Below are 19,491 nucleotides of genomic sequence, written 5' to 3'. Positions count from 1 at the left end.
CGTGCCTCAAACCCGCTTAAACAGCGGACTGCGTTGCTGGTTGGCGTCGGCCGCCGAAATGAATTTTTCGGTGTAGATGTCGCGCTCAAACAAACGCCCCTGCATCAGCGTGCTGATGCAGGCTTCAATCATGATCGGCGGGCCACACAGGTAAGCCTTGCGTCCCCTGAAGTCGTTGGCGAAATGCGCTTTGGCGGCCTCGTGCACCATGCCGCGCGCACCGCTCCAACCGCTCTCTGGCGGCTCGTTCGAGAGCACCGGCACGTAGTCGAAATGGGCATGCTGCGCGGCCAGCGCCACGAACTCGTCGTGGTGGTAGAGCTCGGCCTGATGCCGCGCGCCATTGACCAGCGCAATCGGCCGCGTGCAGCCCTGCGCCAGCAAATCCAGAATCATCGAGCGCGGGCTCGACAGGCCGGAGCCGCCGGCCAAAAACAGGTAGGGCAGTTGCTCAGCCTTGTGCTGCGACTGGCGCACAAAGAAGCGCCCATAGGGGCCGCTGAAACGCACCGCATCGCCGGCCTTGAGCGCGTCATGCACCCAACCGGTGGCGGCGCCACCCGGCACGCGCCGGATGTTGAGCTCAATCTCGCCACTGGCCGCAGGCGCGCTGGCAATCGAAAACGCCCGGCTCTGCGCCTCGCCCGGCACCACCAGGTTGATGTACTGGCCGGCCTGAAACACCATGTGGGTCGGCGCGTCCAGCTTGATCCAGACGCCCTTGACCGTCGGTGTTAAATCCTCGATGCGTGACACCGTGCCGCGGTAGTCCTGCACCGGCAGGTTCAGGGCATCGGGCTCTTCCTCGATCTCGGCGTCGATGGTCACGTCCGACTGCAATGTGGCGCAGCAAGCCAGCGCCTTGCCTTCCTCGCGCTCATAGTCCATCAGCGCAAAGTTGGAGGCGGCACCGTGATCGACTTCGCCATCGGTGACCTCGATCTTGCAGGTCGCACACAAGCCGTGGCAGCAGGCGTGCGGCAAATAGATGCCGGAACGCAAGGCGGCGTCGAGGATGGTTTGCCCCTCCTCGACCTCCAGCACCTGGCCGGTCGACTCAAAAGTGAGTTGATAGCTCATTTGCGCCGTGTCACTTTAGTTGCAGGAACCGTTCAAGCCGTTCAGGCCCGGGGTGCGAAAGCGGATCACGTCCTTGTGAGCGAGTCCGTTTTCTGCCAGCGTTTTCTCGGCGTCGGGCGTCCAGGGCATGCCGGACTTGAACCACTCGGCGGTCGTCCAGTCGATCTTGGCGAAGTCCGGGTGAGCGCCAAACACGCCAGGCAGCGGACCGGCCAGCAGGTCACCAAACTTCAGGGTCGGCGGCAGCGGCAGGCAAAACGGGGCTGTGAACATCAGGTGGTCTTCCCAGCCGATGTAGAGCAGCGGTGCCGGGAACTTGTCCACGGTGTCCTTCTGGATGAAGGGGTAGGGACGAACGGATGCAATAGTCATGATGAATCGGTCTCCTGGAAGGGGGCTCAGTTGCCGGTGGCGAGGTCACGCCAGGCCTTGAAATTTTTCTGGTCTTGCGAGCCTTCAAAGTCCAGGTTGTCGCGGCCCATTTCGATGCGATACCACTTGAGCACCTCGGCCAGCGCGTTGAAATCGGGCGCGCTCGGATCGGCCTCGGGCGTGAAGCAATTGCCCTGGTAAATCTGGTGCACCGGCATCCAGGCCTGCACGTATTTTTCGGGCTCGAAGTCGAAGATGCCTTTGCAACCGTCGGAGCAAAAGTGGTACTTCATGCCGCTGTAATCGGACTCGCGGTAGGCGATCTTGGTCGGGTCGTCCGGCTCGGTGAAGAACATCGGAACCTGGCAGGTCTGGCACAGCATCGGCAGCGTGCCGTTGTAGAAACGCTTGCCTTCTTTTTGTTCCTTGGCCCAATGCTCAAACCGTGGCCGGTAGTACTTATCGAAGGTATCGGGGTACTTGGCGGACAGCCATTCCATTTCCGACTCGGACGGGGTCCAGGTGTGGAATGGGGCAGCTGCGCCATAGTTATAGAACGCGGCCCAGGCCTGGTGCGAGATGTGGTCTTTGTCCTTGCAGGCTTGTGTCCAACCGGCGGGCACGGTGATGCCGTATCGCGCCAGGTCGGCAAACAAGGCGCCGCCATTTTGCTCTGCATAGGTTTCCCAGGCTTCCTTCCAGCTCATCACGCGCTTGGGCAGCATGTAGTCCATCATCATGGCCACGAGCGTCAGCACGCGGTAGCCGCGCCAGAACCATTTGTCGATCCAGCGCTGCACGATGGGCAGGTTGTTCGGGTCTTGTTCCAGGATGAACTTGATCATCTCCAGGCCCAGCGTCATGTGGCGCGCTTCATCGGACTGCGCCGAGAAACCAAAGGCCATCGCGGCCATGTCGCCGTTGTAGGCGGCACCCGAGATGAAGGGCACAAACAGCAGGTTGGTCAACACGTATTCAAACGCAAAGCCGATCGACACCATGTACTCGAACGGGCCGGCGGTGACGGCATCGTCAAAGAAGGACTTGGGCACCGACAGGTACCAGACCCGGTCGTTCTGGTGGTGCCAGTTTTGAAAGCCGTTGTAGAACTTGTTGTAGTTCGACATTGAGTGAATCTGCGTCTGCGAGTGGCGGATTTCATCGAGCGACTGCATCATGCAGGCCACGCGCGGGCCAGCCCCGGCAAACTGCCGACCGACGTGAGCAAAGCCGCGGTGCGCCATGTATTCGGCGGGCGAGATGCCGGTCATGAACAGCTTGAGCGCATTGATGTAGCGCGCGTCGGTCACCTGCAGGTGGCCGTTGTTCTGGTTGAAAGCGTCGATGATGGCGTAGAGTTTTTTCTCTTTTTCTGCCTGGTATTTCCAGTAGGCGTCCATCGTCAGGCGGAACGGGTCTTCAAACTTGTCCCAGTCGTGGATCTTGATGCCTTCGTACTCGAGGTAGGGGAAGATATCGGTCTTCTTCTGGTAACTGGGTTCCCAGTCGAGATCGCGCGTCATCAGGTTGTAGCGATCTTTCAGGTTCAGCTTTTTATTGACTTTCATGTCCATGAGGTGTCTCCGGTTGGCTTGTTGGGGCTCTATAGGAATGGGGGGTGGCGGCGCTGAGGTCAGTGCTTCCAGCTCAGCGTGAAATCGTCATCGGTCTCTTCGATGTGGCCGGTGAGCGTGATCAGGTTGACGTGCAGTTCCTGCAGGTTGAACGGGCGGCCCATTTGCTCTTCCACGGTTTCACGACGGATCACCATCGTGTTGGGGGCATCGACCTTGACCATGGCGGGCATCATGCTGACCACGGCGTTGGGGTTGTCGGCCAGGATGGCGTCGACGATGCAGCGGGTTTCTTCGTTGCGCTGGAAGGCGATAAATACGTTGGACATGGTGGGTGCTCCGGGGCGTTCAGGCGAGAAGACCGGCCTTGGCCAGACGGGTGTCAAGACGGGCGGCGGTGCGCGCCAGGGCGGCGTCACCGTCGCTGCCCAGCGCCATGCTGGCCAGCGGTTGCAGCGCCTTCACGGCACGGCCACGCCAGTGCGCAATCCACGTTTGCATCTGCAGCTTGTTGGCGGGGTTCTCGGCGGCGGCGACCTTCAGGCAGGCGTCCACCCATTTGCCGCTGTCTTCCGCCAGCTCGGATTGAAAGCGGGTCATCAAAGACACGGCGGGACCGGCCTTGTCATTGAGTGCCTGGTCCACTTCCTTGTAGGCCAGACCAAACAACATGCCGTCCAGCGCGACGTGTTGGGCGACAAACAGCTCAAACCAGTCCTTGATGACCAGCGTGTCTTCGACATAGCGGCGCAGTTCCTGCCACTGCGGCGCGTCCATCCAGGCTTGCTTGGCGGCCTGCACTTCACCCAGATCACCCAGCACCAGGCCCATGCGGGTCAGGTATTGCGCGACACCGAGCTGGTCCATGCCCTGGTACAGGCAAGGCTGGGTGATGGCGGTGCCAAACCCGTAGGCACACATGGAGGCGCCGTTCATGTTGGCGCCCCACGCCACATGGCGCAGCGGCACATAAAAGTCGAGCGCGGTGCGGCGGGCGGCGTCGTCATAGCTGTCGGCCAGGCCCCGGGTTTCGACAAAGTCAAAGTCGGCTTCGGCAGTCTCCTGCATGCGGGCACGGGAGGCGGTGTAGGCGCCGTAGTAGAACTGGCGCGGGTCTTTCAGCGCGTACCAGTCTCTCATGGTGATGGCGGTGCGGGTCGCGTCAAAAATCTCGTGCTCCGGGTCCCAGGTCGGCCGGTAGTGGAAGTTGACTTCGGGCTGAACGTCCATCGTGCCCTCGAGGTAGCGCGAGGCCGGTTTGTTGTCGCCGATGCGCGCGGCAATGTGGTCGAAGGTTTGCCGCAGTGGCTCGATGCTGACGGTGCGAAGGTCGATATGCATTTCAGTGGTCTCCTCGTGTATATGGCCTGGGCTCAGGCCTTGTTGTCGTGACGGAGGTGCTGCGCGCGTGCGGCGCGGAGGCTCCAGTCCCATTCCTGCTCTTCAGGGCTTTGCACTGCGGCGAGGTGACCCTGGGTGGGGGTGACGCCGTGCATGACGCAAAACTCGTCAAACTGCGCCTGCGCCATCAGCAACTCGACGAACAGCTCGGGTTCGCCGACCGCAAATTCGAACTCGACCAGGCCGTTGGCGTGCTTCTCGATGACGCGCACGAACTTGAGGTTGGGGTTGAAGTTGGGTGTGTTGCTCATGGTGTGACGGGTGTAACGTTCATGACTTTGCAAGGACCTTGCCAAAAATGCCCAGCGCCGGCCAAAGTCTCGAGATTTAAGGGAAAACCCCTACCGACTTGGGCCTGGTTCTTGAAAATCCGAGGGTGTAGTTGCCGCCTATTGGGGCTTTCCCTTAGGTCATCTGGTGGCTGAAAACAGCTGAATTGCGCATTTGAAGCAGCCAAACTTGGCAAATTTCATCAAATAATCAAATCAGCGAGCCAAGCGACGGGTTGGGCGCGAGATGACATCCGGTAACAAAATATCGAGAAATTGGGGGCTATTCGGTTTTGCGGGGCGGGCGCCTGCTTGAACCTGCGCCGGACCAGAGGTGCGTAGTTGCTACTGAATTAATAGCCTCCTGCGCACGTTAGACGGGGGCTACAGCCTTATTTTTCATAAATTTTGGGGTGACTCGGCGTCGCAACAGAAGTCGCCCCGTCGCGCCCCTATGCCTGGGGCTTGCGCATCATGCCGCGTGAAGCTTAGGTCCAGACTGACAGCGGGTATAGAACTTCCCGAACTGCTTGCTCCATACCGGTCGTCACCTGGACCATTCTTCGCCCGTATTCGTAGCCTCTGCCGCGGCGGGCAAACAGAGCGTCATGATCAAGCCCCCGCCGTCGCGCAGCTCTGCTTCGATGCGGCCGCTGTGCAACTTCATGGCACGCCGCGCGATGGCCAGACCCAGGCCTACGCCGCGCACTGACTCGCCCCCTTCGACCCGGGTAAACGGCTCGAAGATCTTCTCCAGCATGGGCGCTGGCACGCCCTGGCCACAATCAAGGACCGTCACCACCAGTTGCGCGCTGTCGGCGCTGACCGTCGCGTGAATTTCGACGACTGTGCCCGGCGCCGTGTACTTCACGGCGTTGCGAATGACGTTTTCAAAAGCCCGGTACAGCAGTTCGCCGTTGACCTGGGTGACGAACTGGCCGGGCGCGTCGATGCTGACCTGGCGCGACAGCGGTCGCGCCTCGAAGTCGGCATCTTCGGCGATGGCATGCAAGAGCTCGATCACGTCGACCCGCTCACGCACCAAGCCGGCGGGCGCCTCGAGGCGGTGGAGAGTGAGGAGTTCCTCGATCAGGACATCGAGTCGCTCGCTCTCGCGCTGGATACGCTCGACCATCGCGTCTGTTTGGGAGGGGTCCTGCCGCAGCAGGCCGATGGCGGCCTGTAGCCGGGACAGCGGGGAGCGCAATTCGTGGGAAATATCGTGCAGCAGCACCTTGCGCGACTCGGTCACCTGCTGCAACTGCGCAGCCATGCGATCGAACTCTCCGGCCAGGTCCGCGATCTCGTCACGTCGCCCACCCATCAGCGGCTGCACGCGCGTGTCGAAACGGCCCTCGGCGGCACGGCGCAAGGCCCAGCGCAGATGGCGCAACGGGCGGGACAGATACCAGGCCAGCGCCGGGCCGATGATGAGGACAGCGACTATGGCCGATATCAGCGGTACGAACGGCACAAAACCGAAAGTGGCGACGTCGTCCAAAGGCGGAGGAGGACGCCCGGTGAGCGTGATATAGGCGATGGTGCCGGCGAACGAGAGCACCATGCTCAGCCACAGCGCCAGCAGCAACTTCCAGAACAGCCGGCCGAAGCGGCGCGTACCCATCCCGTCAGTCCTCCAGCAGCTGGTAGCCGAGACCGCGAACACTCTGGATCCAGGATTCGCCGTCCGCCCGCGTCCCCAGCTTCTGGCGGATGCTGCTGATGTGCACGTCAATGCGCCGGTCGAATCGGGCCAGCGGGCGGCTGAACGCCTGCAGCGAAATATCGTGCTTGCTCACGAGCTGGCCGACGTGGCGCGCCAGGACTTCGAGCAAGCTGAACTCCGTGCCTGTCAACTCCAGAGGCATCCCTCGCCATGTCACCTGTCGGTTGCCCGGCGACAGAATCAGCTCGCCCGCCTGCAGCACACGCTGCCCGGAACTGGGGGTCGCCTCACGCGCTTGCGTGCGCCGCAGGATGGCGCGGATGCGCGCGACCAGTTCCCCGGGCGTACAGGGTTTCGGGACGTAGTCGTCGGCACCCATGTCCAGGCCAACGATGCGGTCCACGTTGTCACCGCGTGCCGTGAGCATCAACACCGGGACTTTGCTCAAGGCGCGAATGCGGCGCAGTGCCTCCATACCCGACAGCCGAGGCATCATGACGTCGAGCACGACGATGGCATAGCGACCGGAAGCGGCCTCGGAGACGCCGGCCTGGCCATCGTGTACGGCGTGCACGTCAAAGCCCTCACGGACGAGATACTGCGACAGCATCGCCGTGAGTTCGAGGTCATCATCAACGAGCAGCACCGGAATCAATGCGACATCAGTATCGCTTGAAAGCCCCGGTGCCGACCGGTCAGGGCCGGTTTTTTACCCAGCTTAACGTTCGCTAACGTTGGCGAACATTCGCGCTACCTACTATGACTGCTGACCTTCAGGAGCAGCATGCAAACTTACCGAGCCACCGGCGGGCAACCCTTTTCCATTCTCGCGATCGGCCTCGCCATTGCGCTTGGCGGCTGTGCGGCGGTCGGGCCGGACTATACAGAGCCCGCACCCGCAGCGGCGGCGCTGTGGCAGGGGCCCCTGCCCCATGGCGGCAGCGTGACTGCGCTCGGCGACTGGTGGCGCCAGTTCAATGACCCGGTGCTAACCCGGCTCCAGCGTTCCGCCGAATCCGGCAGTCCCACGCTCGCCAAGGCATGGGCCAACATCGAGAAGGCGCGCGCCACGCTGTCCAGCGCTGGTGCAGCAGGTCTGCCGAGCGCGAATGGGCAGGCATCGGTGACACGCGGCACACAGCAAACTGGCGAAGTGGCGAGCGCTCGCAGCGTCGGCCTGGATGCCTCGTGGGAGCTGGATCTGTTTGGCAAGGTACAGCGCAGCACCGAATCCGCCCGCGCCCGTGTGCAGGCGCGCGAGAACGATTGGCACGACGCGCGCGTATCCCTTGCGGCGGAAGTGGCGGACACCTATGTGCAGTACCGCGCCTGCGGCCTGCTCGCCAACGCTTATGCGCAGGAACTGACGTCCATGAACGAAACCGCCAAAGCCACGGCGTCGCTGGTGCGCGCTGGCTTGACCGCCAGCACGGAAGGTTCACTGGCTCGCGCCAGCCTGGCCAGCACCACCTCGGCCGGGCTGGCGCAACGCGCGCAATGCGAGCTGCTGGTGAAGTCATTGGTGAACCTCACGGGGATCGACGAACCCGAGTTGCGTCAGCAACTGGCGCAAGGCGGCATCGGCGTCCCGCAGCCGGCGGGCCTCGACGTGCAAAGCGTGCCGGCACAGGCGCTGCGCCAGCGGCCTGACCTGGCATCGCGCGAGCGTGAGTTGGCGGCTGCAAGTGCAGACATCGGCGTGGCGCAGGCCGACCTCTACCCGAGCTTGTCGCTTTCGGGATCCATCAAGGTTTCCGCGATTGGCCTCGCTTCGGCACTGACCAGCTGGTCTTTCGGCCCCACCTTGTCCATTCCGCTCTTCGACGGCGGGCGCACGCGAGCCGCCGTCGACAGCGCGCGAGCCGGCTACGAAGCGGCCTATGCCGACTGGCGTCAAAGCGTGCGAACGGTCGTGAAGGAAGTGGAACAGTCCCTGGTCCGCCTGGACAGTGCCGCCAAGCGCACGCAACAGTCAGAACGTGCAGCCCAGGAGTACCGACGATACCTCGTGGGCGCCGAAGCGCAATGGCGCGCGGGCAGCACCAGCCTGCTCACGCTGGAGGAGTCGAGACGCCAGGCGCTGTCAGCCCAGATCGAATTGATCGGCCTGCAACGTGATCGCGTCGCGTACTGGATCGCTCTGTACAAGGCGCTGGGAGGGGACTGGCAGCCCGCGACCCCGGCAAGTCCTCCCGCAAGCGCCATTGACGAAGAAAAGACCAAGCCATGAAGAACAAACTCAACACCCATCGAAAACTGGTGATCGCGGTCGCCGTCGCCGTCCTGCTCATCGCGCTGCTCGCATGGCGAGCCTTGACGGCGGAGGATTCGGGCACGGCGACGCAGTCCAGCGTGAGCGCCCTGACCGTCAACGTCGTCACCGCCGAAACACAGAGCTGGCCACAGCAGCTGCAAGCCAGCGGTGCCTTGACGGCCTGGCAGGAAATCATCGTCAGCCCTGAGACGGGCGGGCTACGCATCGCGCAGCTGCTGGTCGATGTGGGCGATTCCGTCCGGCGAGGACAGCTGATGGCAGAGCTGGCCGACGATACGGTGCGGGCGGAGTTACGCAAACAGGAAGCCTTGGCAGCGCAGGCCGGCGCCAGCTTGGCCCAAGCCAGCACCAACCGACAAAGAGCGCAGGCCGTGGATGTGGCCGGCGCCCTGGCACCGCAAAAGATGGACGAATACCTCACGAATGAGGCGACGGCATTGGCATCTGTCGCCTCGGCCAAGGCGGACGTCGAAAGCGCGCGCCTGAAACTCGCGCACACGCGGATCGTGGCGGCGGACGATGGCGTCGTCTCCTCCAAGTCGGCGATTCTGGGCAATGTCGTCAACACCGGCGCCGAGTTGTTCCGCCTGGTGCGCCAGGGGCGCGTGGAATGGCGCGCCGAACTGGATTCTCGCCAGCTTGCTGGCGTACGCGCGGGCCAGATCGTCCGCCTCGCTCTGCCTGGCGGCAGTAACGTGGCGGGTAAAGTGCGCCTGGTTTCGCCAACGCTGAGCACGACCACCGGCCGCGGAATCGCGTATGTCAGCGTGGCGTCCGGCGAAGGTGCGCAGCCGGGACTCTTCGCCAGCGGCACGATCGAGCTTGAAGCCAAGCCGGCACTCACCTTGCCGCAGTCCGCAGTCGTGTTGCGTGACGGCCGGACCTATGTTTACGTGGTCGATTCCGTCAACCAAGTAGCCAGTCGACTGGTCACCACTGCGCGGCGGCATGGCGACCGGATCGAGATACTGTCCGGGCTCGATGGCACTGCCCGCGTGGTTGCCAGTGGCGGCGCCTTCCTCTCGGAGGGAGCGCCAGTCACCGTGGCTTCAGTGCCCACGACGGCAGCGCAGAAAGTGGGTGCCAAGTGAACGTCTCCTCCTGGTCCATCCGCAATCCAGTCCCCGCGGTCCTTCTTTTCTTCCTGCTCACGGTGCTGGGCGTGCTGGGATTTCAGCGCCTGGAGATCCAGGATTTTCCGGACATGGATCTGCCGACGATTCAAATCAGTGCCTCGCTCGAAGGGGCGGCACCGGCGCAGCTTGAAACCGAGGTGGCACGGAAGATCGAGGACAAGCTCGCTTCGCTCACACGCCTGGATCACATCACCACCACGATCACCGAAGGCGCGGTGAGCATCAGCGTCAGTTTCCAGCTCGACAAGGACAGCGAGGAGGCCTTGAGTGAAGTGCGTAACGCGGTCGACAGCGCCCGCGCGGAACTTCCGGCCGGCATGAACTCACCCACCGTCTCCAAGCTGATGGCGGCGGGATCGGCCATCCTCACCTTCACGATTGAGTCAGGCCAGATGGACGAGCAGGATCTCACCTGGTTCGTCGACAATGATGTATCGAAAGCGCTGTTGGCCGTCAAGGGGGTCGCTTCGGTGGCACGCCTCGGCGGCATCGACCGCGAGGTCCATGTGGATCTCGATCCCACGCTGATGGCCGGCCTCGGCGTCACGCCCACGGCTGTATCCGCGCAACTCAAGGCCGTGCAGAGGGAAAGCTCAGGCGGCCAAGGGAAGATCGGGTCCCAGCGGCAGTCGACCCGCACCATCGCGACGGTCGGATCGGCGGCGGAGGTCGCGGCCATCAGCATTCCGCTAGCCGACGGGCGTTACGTCCGGCTGGATCAGATCGCCCGCATCACCGATACCCACGCCGAGCGCAGCACACGCGCCTTGCGCGACGGCAAGCCCGTCGTCGGCTTCCAGGTAACGCGCTCGAAGGGCTACTCCGATGTGGGCGTTGCCGGGGAGATCCGCACCGCGGTGGATGCTTTCGCCAAGGCCCACCCGGAAGTGAAGATCGCAGAGGCGAGCAACACGGTGACGCCCATTCAGGAGAACTACGAAGGCTCCATGTTCCTGCTGGTCGAGGGCGCACTGCTGGCCATCCTGGTGGTCTGGTGGTTCCTGCGCGACTGGCGGGCCACCCTGGTTTCGGCGACGGCGCTGCCGCTGTCGATCATCCCTACCTTTGGCGCCATGGCGCTCGCTGGCTACTCGCTCAACACCGTGACGCTGCTGTCGCTTTCGCTGGTGGTGGGCATCCTGGTCGACGACGCCATCGTGGAGATCGAGAACATCGAGCGGCATCTTCGCATGGGAAAGACGCCCTACCAGGCGGCCATGGAGGCAGCCGACGAGATCGGCCTGGCGGTGATCGCCACGACCTTTGCCCTGGTCGCGGTTTTCCTTCCGACGGCCTTCATGGGCGGCATCCCGGGTCTCATTTTTCGGCAGTTCGGGATCACCGCCTCGGTCGCGGTGCTGGCGTCGCTGCTGGTCGCGCGCCTGCTCACGCCCATGATGGCGGCCTACCTGCTCAAGCCGATCCAGCCCGGCGAACACGGCGGCAACACGGACGGGCCGCTGATGACGCGCTACCTGCGGTGGGTTCGCACCACGCTGGCCCGACGCAAGGGCACCGTGCTGGCCACTGGGGTGTTCTTCCTGCTGTCGCTCGCACTGATCCCCTTGCTGCCCACGGGTTTCCTGCCGGCGCAGGACAAGGCCCAGTCCAGTGTGAGTTTGAAGCTGCCGCCGGGCAGCACGCTGGATGAAACAGCGGAGGTCGGCCGCCGCGCGGCCGCTTTGCTGCGCAGCCTGCCTGAAGTGAACGGCGTATTTGTTTCCGCCGGCACCGCGACCAGCGGTGGTGGCTTGGGCGGCGCCAGCGCGTCGACCGATGTCAGCAGCGCGACGCTCACGGTGGAACTGGTGCCGCGCGGCGAGCGCAAGCTCAAGCAGTCAGGCGTCGAGGCAAAAATGCGCCAGACCTTGCGGGCGCTGCCCGGCGTGCGGGTTTCGGTAGGCGGTGGCGGCAGTGGGGAGTCACTGGACATTACGCTGGCCGGCGATGACTCGCAGGCGCTGGCCGCCGCCGCTGCGCAGGCCGAGGCCCAGCTGCGCACGCTCAAGGGTATCGGTAACGTGACCTCGAGCGCTGCTCTGCAGCGGCCAGAGATTCAGATCTGGCCGAACACTGAGCGTGCGGCGGCGCTGGGGGTGACCACGCAGGCGCTCGCCGAAGCGGTGCGGTTTGCCACTTATGGTGACTATTCGACGGCTCTGCCCAAGCTCAACTTGCCGGAACGCCAGATTCCCATCCGTGTCCGGATGGATCCGGCGGTACAGACCAACCTCGATGCGGTGGGCCAATTGCGCGTCCAGGGCAGCGGCGGTACGGTGAGTCTGGCGTCTGTCGCCGAGATCGTCATGGGCAGCGGCCCCTCGCAGATTGCCCGTTTGGACCGCTCACGTAACCTGACGCTCAGCGTCGAGCTCGGCGGGCGCGCACTGGGCGAAGTCCAGCGCGAGGCCATGGAACTACCGGCGCTCAAAAGCCTGCCCTCAGGAGTCAAGCGCGTGCAGCAGGGCGAATTGCAGCGGATGGCCGAGCTGTTTCAGAGCTTCGGCATCGCGATGGCCATCGGCATCTTCTGCATCTACGCCGTGCTGGTGCTGCTGTTCCATGACTTCATGCAGCCTGCCACCATCCTGTCGGCTCTACCGCTTGGGCTAGGGGGCGCGTTGGTCGCATTGTGGGTGTCGCAGCAGGCCTTCTCGATGCCGGCGGTGATCGGCGTCCTGATGCTCATGGGTGTCGTGACCAAGAATTCGATCCTGCTGGTGGAGTACGCCATCATGGCGCGGCGTGAGCACGGTTTGGGCCGGTTGGATGCCCTGATCGACGCCTGCCACAAGCGGGCCCGACCGATCGTGATGACCACGCTAGCCATGGGCGCCGGCATGCTGCCCAACGCGCTGGGCTTGGGCGCGGAGCCAAGCTTCCGCCAGCCCATGGCCATCGTCGTGATTGGTGGTCTGCTCGCCTCCACCGTGCTGAGTCTGCTGGTGGTTCCGGTGGTGTTCACCTACGTCGATGACCCGCTGCAATGGGTGCGACGTCTTTTTGTTCGCCGGGAACAGGCAACGGCGACGGCCGATGCGCCGTGACAGCGCCCTGCTGGATTGCCAGGAGGCCGACGTCCGAGCTTCTCTAAATGTTGTGGGTACGTCGCAAGAGAAGTCAGTGATCTCAAAGACAAACACGGGAGCCAGTGTCCGAAAATTTTTAAGAATTCACTGGCAGATAGGGGGTGATATTCGCAACCGCACGGTCAACGTACAGTTCCTTTTCGCCTACTGGGGCAACGTAGTGCATCGCTGACCTGGCAGCATCAAGCCCCTCAAAACGTGCAATAACCCAAGCCGCCAAATACTGAGAAGACAGGCAACCACCCGCCGTAGCGACATTGCCTTCAGCGTAGAAAGGCTGGTTCAGGACATCAATCCCTGCTTCCTGCACCCACGGCTTCGTCAGCAGGTCAGTGCAGGCGGGAATCGACTTCAAATAACCGAGTTTGGCCAGCATCAGCGTACCAGAACATTGCGCGCCAATAAGCTGCCTTGACGGGTCTAGCTTCAACTGTCCCATGATGCTCTGGTCGTTGGCAATCTCGCGGGTTTTCATACCACTGCCGAAAAGCACTGCGTCCGCTTCACAAGCCTCCGCCAGCGTGGACTGAGCGTGCAAAGTAACACCGTTCATTGATGTCACCGTTGCCGTGGGACAGGACAGCGTAACGCGCCAATCGGGCTTCCTGACGCGATTCAGAATGCCGAGGACGACCAGCGAGTCAAGTTCATTGAACCCGTCAAATGTGAGTATTGCGACGTGCATCCGACAACTTTAACCGCCAGACTATTGGTAAAAATGAAGGTGAGGTTGGAAAAGACTGCAAGTGAGCTTTCACCACGGCGCATGTATTTCCAGGCATGCGTTGGCGAATGGGCGCTTGGCTGACAGTGGCAAGCACTGATTATTAGCAAGGCAAGGGCGAGGACCGCTTGCCACAATCGCACGCAGTACAGGCACAGCAAGGGCTGCGCAGTACGCCTCAGTTCACGGCGCTGTTTTGTGCCCGCGAGAAAGTGAAAGGTGATGAGCATGACAAAGTTTTCGATCGCTGCGTTCACGTCGGCCCTGTTGCTGGCCGGGTGCGCCGTAGAGGTGCAGAACAGGGAGGCCGCCCAGGAGATCGCGCGGCTCTCGAAACCGCCCGGTTCGGTCTATACCGGCTGGCGCGTCTTCCAGGACCGGTGCGCGGGCTGTCATGGGCCCGCTGCGACCGGCACGCCAGGTGGGCCCGATCTATTGCCCCGCGTGCGCGAAATGGGCCCGCGCCAGTTCGTGAGTCTCGTGCTCACGCGCTACGACTGGGGTCTGCCGGCGGCGCGGGCCAGCGGCGACAGCGCCGCGCGGGAAGCCTTGATCGAAGACCTCGTGCAGCGCAAGGAATACATGCTGGCGATGCCGGCGTGGCAAAGCGAGCCCCGCGTGAACGCCCATATCGTCGATCTCTATGCCTATCTCTCGGCGCGCGCCCAAGGTACGCAGGGTCCGGGTCGTCCGGCGCAGTAGCACCGTGCAATGCCTCCTGATCCTGATCAAAAATGAGGCTCAACGCCTCCCATACCGCGCCTGAATTGCCTCACGCCGGCGCGGATCGATGTTCACGCAAAGCAATGACAACGGCGCCAAAAAAACCTAAAGTCAGTTTTTTGCTAATGAAGGAGAACAACCATGACCATACTGGTAGCCTACGCGCCGCGTCCCGAAGGTCAGGCCGCGCTGGACAAAGGGATGGAAATTGCAGCTCGCCGGCAGGAGCGTTTGGTGGTGGTTAATGCCATCCCTGGCGGCTCGCAAGACGATCCCTCGAGAGCGGATGCCCAGGATGTAGAGCGTATTGAGACTTTGCTGGCTGAGTCCGGTCTTGATGCCGAATTCAAGCAGTTTATTCGTGGCAAAAGTGCGGTCTCGGAAATCGAAGATCTGGTTGATTCTCTTCAAGTTTCGCTGCTCGTCATCGGGCTGCGAAAACGCTCGCCTGTGGGGAAGCTCATTTTGGGAAGCGTCGCCCAGGACATTTTGCTGTCGGTTCCATGCCCGGTATTGGCCGTGAAGTCCAAATAATAATTCTCGAGATTTAAGGGGGCGACACCGGTCATTTTTTGAATCTCGACCCATTCTCCGGCGGCATAATATCGAGAAAACAGCCGTATGGCCCCAGGAGACAACGTGTCCAGCAACCTCAAATACCCCCCGGACAGCGACTTGCGTCGCCTGTTGCGCTTCGAGCCCGACAGCGGCGCCATCTGGCTGGGCGACCGGCGCATGGTCTTGATGCACACCATGGCGCTGGCCGCCTTGCGCCAGGATTTGATGAGTTCGGTCGGCCCCGAGCACGCCCGGCGCATCCTCACGCGCATGGGCTACGCCTCGGGTCTGTGCGACGCCGAGTACGCCAAAAAGACCCGTCCGGGTGAGGCCTTGCAAGACAGTTTTATGGTCGGCCCGCAACTGCACATGCTGGAAGGCGCGGCGCGCGTCACGCCGGTCAAGCTCACCTTCGACGTGCCGGCCGGCCAGTTTTACGGCGAGTTCCGCTGGGACCATTCCTGGGAGGCCTATGCACACCGGCAGAAGTTTGGCCTGGTGGACGACCCGGCCTGCTGGACGCTGATGGGTTATGCCAGCGGCTACACCAGTGCCTTCATGGGCCGACTGATCCTGTTCAAGGAGACGCTTTGCGCCGCCTGCGGTGCGGACCATTGCCTGGTCGTCGGACGGCCGATTGAAGAGTGGCCCGATGGCGAAGCGCACCGCGTCTATTTCACCGACGACTCCCTGATGGAAAAGATGGAAGCCCTGCAGTCGCAGGTGGACGCCTTGAAGTCATCGCTGGAGCCGGCCAGTCAGGGCGGCCTGCTGATTGGCGCCTCAAGCGCATTTCGCAAGGCCTATGCGCTGCTGCAAAAAGTAGCGCAGACCCAGGTCACGGTGTTGCTGACCGGCGAGACCGGCGTCGGCAAGGAGCGCTTTGCGCGCACGCTGCACGCGCTCTCGAGCCGGGCCGACGCCCCGTTCGTGGCCGTGAATTGCGCCGCCCTGCCGGCCGAGCTGATCGAGGCCGAGCTGTTTGGCGTGGAAAAAGGTGCCTACACCGGGGCACATGCCGCGCGTGCCGGGCGCTTCGAACGTGCCGACGGCGGCACCCTGTTGCTTGACGAGGTGGGCGAGTTGCCGCTGGCGGCACAGGCCAAACTGCTGCGTGTGCTGCAAGAGGGTGAGATCGAGCGGGTTGGCGGCGAGAGCACGAAAAAAGTTAATGTGCGCCTGGTTGCGGCCACCAACGTCGACCTGGAAGAGGCGGTGCGGGCCGGGCGCTTTCGGCGCGACCTGATGTACCGGCTCAACGTCTATCCAATTTGCATTCCGGCGCTGCGCGAGCGCCAGGCCGACATCGAGCTGCTGGCGCAAAGCATGCTGGCGCGCTTTTGCGCCTTGCACAACAAGCGCATCGCCGGCTTCGAAGAGCGTGCCCTGCAGGCGCTGCAGCAGCATGACTGGCCGGGCAATGTGCGCGAGCTGGAAAACCTGGTGGAACGCGGCGTGATCCTGGCCAGCCAGGACGGTAGGGTCGAAGTGGCGCATCTGTTTCCCAACCTGCCCGAGGGGGCGCAGACCAGCGTGGATGCGCACGGGCATTTGGCTCAGCTGCCCAGCGCGCAGGACGACGACCTGAGTGCGCGCATCCTGGACAGCGGCAGCTCGCTGGAGGAGATAGAGGCGCGCGTGCTGGACCACGCGGTGGCGCGCGCCCGTGGCAACCTGTCGGAAGCCGCGCGCCTGCTGGGTCTGACCCGGCCGCAACTGGCCTACCGGCAAAAGCGCCGCAGCAACATGGGCGCGGACGCGCCGACACCTGAAACCCCTCACCCGCCGGAAGTACCGTGATGTCCACCCTGAACCACCGCATCGGCGCGCAGCTGGATGCCGAACTGGCACCCCCGCGCACCCTGGTCGAGCGCGCCTATCTGGCACTGCGCCATGACGTGGTGTGCGGCAAACTTGCCCCCGGCGAGCGGCTGCGCGTCGAGCATCTGAAAGACCAATACCAGGTCGGCGCCGGCACCTTGCGCGAAGCCTTGTCGCTGCTGATGTCGGATGCGCTGGTCACGTCGGAGGGCCAACGCGGCTTTCGGGTGGCGCCAATCTCGCTAGCCGATCTGGAGGACGTGACCAACACCCGCGTGATGCTGGAGACCGAGGCCTTGCGCCAGTCGATCCGCCACGGCGATGCGCAGTGGGAAGCGGCGCTGGTGGCGAGTTACCAGCTGCTGACGCAAACCGAAAGCAATCTAACAGAGTCCGGCTCCGACCTCTGGGAACGGCGCAACAAGGCCTTCCATGAAGCGTTGATTGCCGGCTTCGATTCGACCTGGAGCAAATACCTGCTGTCGATCCTGTACCGCCACGCCGAGCGCTACCGCAACATCAACTGGCGCCTGACCGCTGCCCACGCCAGCGGGCGCGACGTGCACCGCGAGCATGAAGACATTTTTCGCGCCGCCATCGATCGGCAAGAAGCGCGCGCCGCCCTGGCGCTGGAAGCCCATGTGCGGCTGACGCACGATATCGTCAAACGCCAGGCGCAGCTGGGGTAGGCGTCACGCTGTTCAGCAAACCCGGCTGTCAGCACATCGGCGGCGCCGACGAACTGGCCACCAGGTTGGCGAAGTCTGTTGGCACCATCTGTGATCAAACCTGCCATAACGCCCATTCCCGTGTGTGCATGCTTGAACAAGAAGTCTGCAGGACTTCATCGCATGCGGTGCACCAGCCACACCCGTTGACGGTGTGAATCTGGGACCGCGCACGCACGCAAGCGACTGTGATGTTCGGGGGAAAAAGGATGGCACAAACGACTCGTCAATTGCGAAATGACAACAATTTGCGTGGTCGCATCCCTACGTTTAAACACGAATGTCGGTGACGCATGCAAATATTGGAGACAATACGGTGCTGGTGAAATATTTGAACCAGTTAAATAAAAAGGAAATTTGAAAATGGCAACTGCGAAAAAAACGGCTCCAAAGGCTGCGACAACTTCCAAGAAAGTAATGGCTCCTGCAAAAGCGGTGAAACCCGCTGCCAAGGCCGCTGTGAAAAAGGCTCCCGTAAAAGCGCCCGTTTCCAAGACGGCCAAGGCCACTGCAAAACTCAGCGCGAGCATCGCGAAGCTGACCGAACGCAAAGACAAAATCAATGCGGAAATCAAAACCCTGCGTGATCAGCGTACTGCGTTGAAAGTTGTTGCGGTGGCTCCTGCGGCTGCAGCGTCACAGGCAAAAGCAAAAGCAAAAGCTGCGCCCAAAGCTGCAGCGCCAAAGAAAACAGTCAAGCCTGCTGCGAAGAAATAATAGTCTTCAGCGACCCTGTTGCTTTGCAGAAAAGGCCCTTCGGGGCCTTTTCTTTTTTCCCAAACCGATCGTGCCTCCTGCAGCCGTCTGGAAATTTCCGCTGCACAACCCAGCCGCGCGAACAGGCCCGGCGTCAGGCGCAGCTGGGGTAAAGTCAAACCATGGACTCCCTGCCGCTCATCGCCTCACGCCCACGCTGGCAGCGCTGGGTCTGGTTGCTCTGCGGCATGCTCAGCTTGGTCACCGGCGTGGCGGGCATTGTTTTGCCGCTGCTGCCGACGACGCCCTTCATTCTGCTGGCAGCCTTCTGCTTCTCGCGTGGCAGTGCGCGCTGCGAGCAGTGGTTGCTGACGCATCCGCGCTTTGGACCCATGGTGCGCGACTGGCGGACCCATCGCGCGCTGCCCCTGCGTGCCAAACAACTGGCGACGGCCATGATGGCCCTCAGCTCAGTCGCCTCCTGGTGGTTGCTGCCGGCGCAAGTCGGGTGGATACCAGCGGTCTGTTGCATCGGGGTGGCCATGTGGCTGTGGCGCCTGCCCACGCGAAAGACCGGCGCGTGAGGGCCAGGTGCCAGGTCAAGGCTCCCGATTTTGGGAGAGGGTCTCTATTAATTTAATAGCTGCATGCGCTTACTGTATGCGGGCTAGAGGCCGATTTATATCAACAACCCACAGCCCCGCAATAGCAGCGACACCGCATGCTCGGTGGCGCGGGCGTGGTCTGGCGCCGTCAGCTCGGGGCGGCCCAGCACGGCGCACACCTGCACATCAAAGTCAGCGTAGGTCTGGGTTGCAGCCCAGATGGTGAAGAACAGGTGCACCGGGTCCACCGGCGCCATGCGGCCATCGCGAATCCAGCCTTCGATCACTGCTGCTTTGGCCAACACCATCTCGCGCAGTTCGGTGGCGAGCAAGGTCTTGACCACTGGCGCGCCATGCAGCAACTCATTGGCGAACACCTTGGAGGCGTGCGGCCGTTGCGCCGACAGTGCCATTTTGGCGCGGATGTAATTTTCAATCGCCTCTTTGGGGTCGGCCTCGGGGGTGATGCCGTGGGTGGGCACCAACCAGTCTTCCAGGGTGCGGGCCAGAACGATGCGGTAAAGCTCCTGCTTGCTGCCGAAGTAGTAATGCAGATTGGCCTTGGGCAGGCCGGAGGCTTCGGCGATGGCGGCCATGGTGGCGCCGCCGAAACCTGCGCTGGCGAATACGCGTTCGGCGGCGGTGAGGATCAGGGTTTCGTTGGCTTGGCGGATTTGGCCTTTTTCTGTTACTTCCTCACTTCCCCCACTCACTCCCCCCCGCCCCTCTCTCGCCCGGCGGGGCGAGAGAGGGGCGCTGGCTCTTATACACATT

The 19,491-nt window shown here is 62.7% G+C and carries 19 protein-coding genes; 9 read left to right on the top strand and 10 right to left on the bottom strand.

The genetic code is table 11. The features are described from left to right. Nucleotides 1-6: 6 nt before the first annotated feature. The 8 genes from C5P05_RS01855 to C5P05_RS01820 all read right to left on the bottom strand — a co-directional run bounded on the left by C5P05_RS01855 (nt 7) and on the right by C5P05_RS01820 (nt 7,017). The gene (locus C5P05_RS01855; protein ID WP_114968199.1) at nt 7-1,080 is read right to left on the bottom strand and encodes an NADH:ubiquinone reductase (Na(+)-transporting) subunit F; all 1,074 of its coding nucleotides are present in this window, start codon (nt 1,078-1,080) and stop codon (nt 7-9) included. Between the two features lie 15 nt (nt 1,081-1,095). Beyond that, complete coding sequence (locus C5P05_RS01850; RefSeq protein ID WP_114968198.1) at nt 1,096-1,452, bottom strand: phenol hydroxylase subunit P4; 357 nt, start codon at nt 1,450-1,452, stop codon at nt 1,096-1,098. 26 nt (nt 1,453-1,478) lie between these two features. Continuing rightward, nucleotides 1,479-3,026: an aromatic/alkene/methane monooxygenase hydroxylase/oxygenase subunit alpha gene (locus tag C5P05_RS01845; RefSeq protein WP_114968197.1), complete on the bottom strand. Its 1,548-nt coding sequence runs from the start codon at nt 3,024-3,026 to the stop codon at nt 1,479-1,481. Between the two features lie 59 nt (nt 3,027-3,085). After that, nucleotides 3,086-3,355 carry an MmoB/DmpM family protein gene (locus C5P05_RS01840; protein ID WP_114968196.1) on the bottom strand — a complete coding sequence of 90 codons (270 nt, stop codon included), beginning with the start codon at nt 3,353-3,355 and terminating at the stop codon, nt 3,086-3,088. A gap of 19 nt (nt 3,356-3,374) precedes the next feature. Further along, nucleotides 3,375-4,367, bottom strand: coding sequence for an aromatic/alkene monooxygenase hydroxylase subunit beta (locus tag C5P05_RS01835; protein ID WP_114968195.1), 993 nt, complete (start codon nt 4,365-4,367; stop codon nt 3,375-3,377). Nucleotides 4,368-4,399: 32 nt separating this feature from the next. Continuing rightward, entirely contained in the window at nt 4,400-4,711 is a 312-nt protein-coding gene (locus tag C5P05_RS01830) for a phenol hydroxylase subunit (protein ID WP_232834304.1), read from the bottom strand. A gap of 532 nt (nt 4,712-5,243) precedes the next feature. Continuing rightward, nucleotides 5,244-6,260, bottom strand: coding sequence for a HAMP domain-containing sensor histidine kinase (locus tag C5P05_RS01825; RefSeq protein WP_232834303.1), 1,017 nt, complete (start codon nt 6,258-6,260; stop codon nt 5,244-5,246). Between the two features lie 64 nt (nt 6,261-6,324). Then, nucleotides 6,325-7,017, bottom strand: a complete 693-nt coding sequence (locus tag C5P05_RS01820; RefSeq protein ID WP_114968192.1) for a response regulator transcription factor — start codon at nt 7,015-7,017, stop codon at nt 6,325-6,327. A gap of 129 nt (nt 7,018-7,146) precedes the next feature. Here C5P05_RS01820 and C5P05_RS01815 point away from each other — a divergent pair, with 129 nt between their 5' ends. From C5P05_RS01815 to C5P05_RS01805, 3 genes are read left to right on the top strand one after another with little or no spacing between them, the layout of a single operon-like run. Beyond that, the gene (locus C5P05_RS01815) at nt 7,147-8,592 is read left to right on the top strand and encodes an efflux transporter outer membrane subunit (RefSeq protein ID WP_114968191.1); all 1,446 of its coding nucleotides are present in this window, start codon (nt 7,147-7,149) and stop codon (nt 8,590-8,592) included. Next, on the top strand, nt 8,589-9,728 hold the full coding sequence (locus tag C5P05_RS01810) for an efflux RND transporter periplasmic adaptor subunit (RefSeq protein WP_114968190.1): 1,140 nt from the start codon (nt 8,589-8,591) through the stop codon (nt 9,726-9,728). Before C5P05_RS01815 ends, C5P05_RS01810 begins: the two co-directional genes overlap by 4 nt. Then, nucleotides 9,725-12,820 carry an efflux RND transporter permease subunit gene (locus tag C5P05_RS01805; protein ID WP_114968189.1) on the top strand — a complete coding sequence of 1,032 codons (3,096 nt, stop codon included), beginning with the start codon at nt 9,725-9,727 and terminating at the stop codon, nt 12,818-12,820. Before C5P05_RS01810 ends, C5P05_RS01805 begins: the two co-directional genes overlap by 4 nt. A gap of 118 nt (nt 12,821-12,938) precedes the next feature. On the opposite strand, the gene C5P05_RS01800 is transcribed toward C5P05_RS01805, so the two are convergent. Next, a complete protein-coding gene (locus C5P05_RS01800; protein WP_114968188.1) occupies nt 12,939-13,547 on the bottom strand; it encodes a DJ-1/PfpI family protein in 609 nt (202 codons plus the stop codon). Between the two features lie 267 nt (nt 13,548-13,814). Here C5P05_RS01800 and C5P05_RS01795 point away from each other — a divergent pair, with 267 nt between their 5' ends. The 6 genes from C5P05_RS01795 to C5P05_RS01770 all read left to right on the top strand — a co-directional run bounded on the left by C5P05_RS01795 (nt 13,815) and on the right by C5P05_RS01770 (nt 18,696). Continuing rightward, nucleotides 13,815-14,288 (top strand): c-type cytochrome, encoded by a 474-nt coding sequence (locus C5P05_RS01795; protein WP_157979177.1) that lies wholly within the window; start codon nt 13,815-13,817, stop codon nt 14,286-14,288. Nucleotides 14,289-14,450: 162 nt separating this feature from the next. Further along, a complete protein-coding gene (locus C5P05_RS01790) occupies nt 14,451-14,843 on the top strand; it encodes a universal stress protein (RefSeq protein ID WP_114968186.1) in 393 nt (130 codons plus the stop codon). A 105-nt stretch (nt 14,844-14,948) separates the two neighbouring features. Next, on the top strand, nt 14,949-16,667 hold the full coding sequence (locus C5P05_RS01785) for a sigma 54-interacting transcriptional regulator (protein ID WP_198674586.1): 1,719 nt from the start codon (nt 14,949-14,951) through the stop codon (nt 16,665-16,667). Continuing rightward, entirely contained in the window at nt 16,667-17,377 is a 711-nt protein-coding gene (locus C5P05_RS01780; RefSeq protein ID WP_114968184.1) for a GntR family transcriptional regulator, read from the top strand. The genes C5P05_RS01785 and C5P05_RS01780 overlap by 1 nt, the downstream gene beginning before the upstream one ends. A gap of 402 nt (nt 17,378-17,779) precedes the next feature. Beyond that, the gene (locus C5P05_RS01775; RefSeq protein WP_114968183.1) at nt 17,780-18,133 is read left to right on the top strand and encodes a histone protein; all 354 of its coding nucleotides are present in this window, start codon (nt 17,780-17,782) and stop codon (nt 18,131-18,133) included. A gap of 161 nt (nt 18,134-18,294) precedes the next feature. Then, nucleotides 18,295-18,696, top strand: coding sequence for a YbaN family protein (locus tag C5P05_RS01770; RefSeq protein WP_114968182.1), 402 nt, complete (start codon nt 18,295-18,297; stop codon nt 18,694-18,696). A gap of 95 nt (nt 18,697-18,791) precedes the next feature. Here C5P05_RS01770 and C5P05_RS01765 read toward each other — a convergent pair whose 3' ends face one another. Further along, nucleotides 18,792-19,430 carry a TetR/AcrR family transcriptional regulator gene (locus C5P05_RS01765; RefSeq protein WP_232834302.1) on the bottom strand — a complete coding sequence of 213 codons (639 nt, stop codon included), beginning with the start codon at nt 19,428-19,430 and terminating at the stop codon, nt 18,792-18,794. Nucleotides 19,431-19,491 lie beyond the last annotated feature (61 nt).

This window comes from Rhodoferax ferrireducens, from assembly GCF_003347515.1.
Taxonomy (GTDB): Bacteria; Pseudomonadota; Gammaproteobacteria; order Burkholderiales; family Burkholderiaceae_C; genus Rhodoferax.
This window is presented reverse-complemented; position numbering and strand designations above follow the sequence as displayed.

Coding starts and splice junctions, on each gene's coding strand:
- C5P05_RS01855 (WP_114968199.1), bottom strand. CDS start 1,080: ATGAGCTATCAACTCACTTTTGAGTCGACCGGCCAGGTGCTGGAGGTC.
- C5P05_RS01850 (WP_114968198.1), bottom strand. CDS start 1,452: ATGACTATTGCATCCGTTCGTCCCTACCCCTTCATCCAGAAGGACACC.
- C5P05_RS01845 (WP_114968197.1), bottom strand. CDS start 3,026: ATGGACATGAAAGTCAATAAAAAGCTGAACCTGAAAGATCGCTACAAC.
- C5P05_RS01840 (WP_114968196.1), bottom strand. CDS start 3,355: ATGTCCAACGTATTTATCGCCTTCCAGCGCAACGAAGAAACCCGCTGC.
- C5P05_RS01835 (WP_114968195.1), bottom strand. CDS start 4,367: ATGCATATCGACCTTCGCACCGTCAGCATCGAGCCACTGCGGCAAACC.
- C5P05_RS01825 (WP_232834303.1), bottom strand. CDS start 6,260: ATGGTGCTCTCGTTCGCCGGCACCATCGCCTATATCACGCTCACCGGG.
- C5P05_RS01815 (WP_114968191.1), top strand. CDS start 7,147: ATGCAAACTTACCGAGCCACCGGCGGGCAACCCTTTTCCATTCTCGCG.
- C5P05_RS01810 (WP_114968190.1), top strand. CDS start 8,589: ATGAAGAACAAACTCAACACCCATCGAAAACTGGTGATCGCGGTCGCC.
- C5P05_RS01800 (WP_114968188.1), bottom strand. CDS start 13,547: ATGCACGTCGCAATACTCACATTTGACGGGTTCAATGAACTTGACTCG.
- C5P05_RS01795 (WP_157979177.1), top strand. CDS start 13,815: ATGACAAAGTTTTCGATCGCTGCGTTCACGTCGGCCCTGTTGCTGGCC.
- C5P05_RS01790 (WP_114968186.1), top strand. CDS start 14,451: ATGACCATACTGGTAGCCTACGCGCCGCGTCCCGAAGGTCAGGCCGCG.
- C5P05_RS01780 (WP_114968184.1), top strand. CDS start 16,667: ATGTCCACCCTGAACCACCGCATCGGCGCGCAGCTGGATGCCGAACTG.
- C5P05_RS01775 (WP_114968183.1), top strand. CDS start 17,780: ATGGCAACTGCGAAAAAAACGGCTCCAAAGGCTGCGACAACTTCCAAG.
- C5P05_RS01770 (WP_114968182.1), top strand. CDS start 18,295: ATGGACTCCCTGCCGCTCATCGCCTCACGCCCACGCTGGCAGCGCTGG.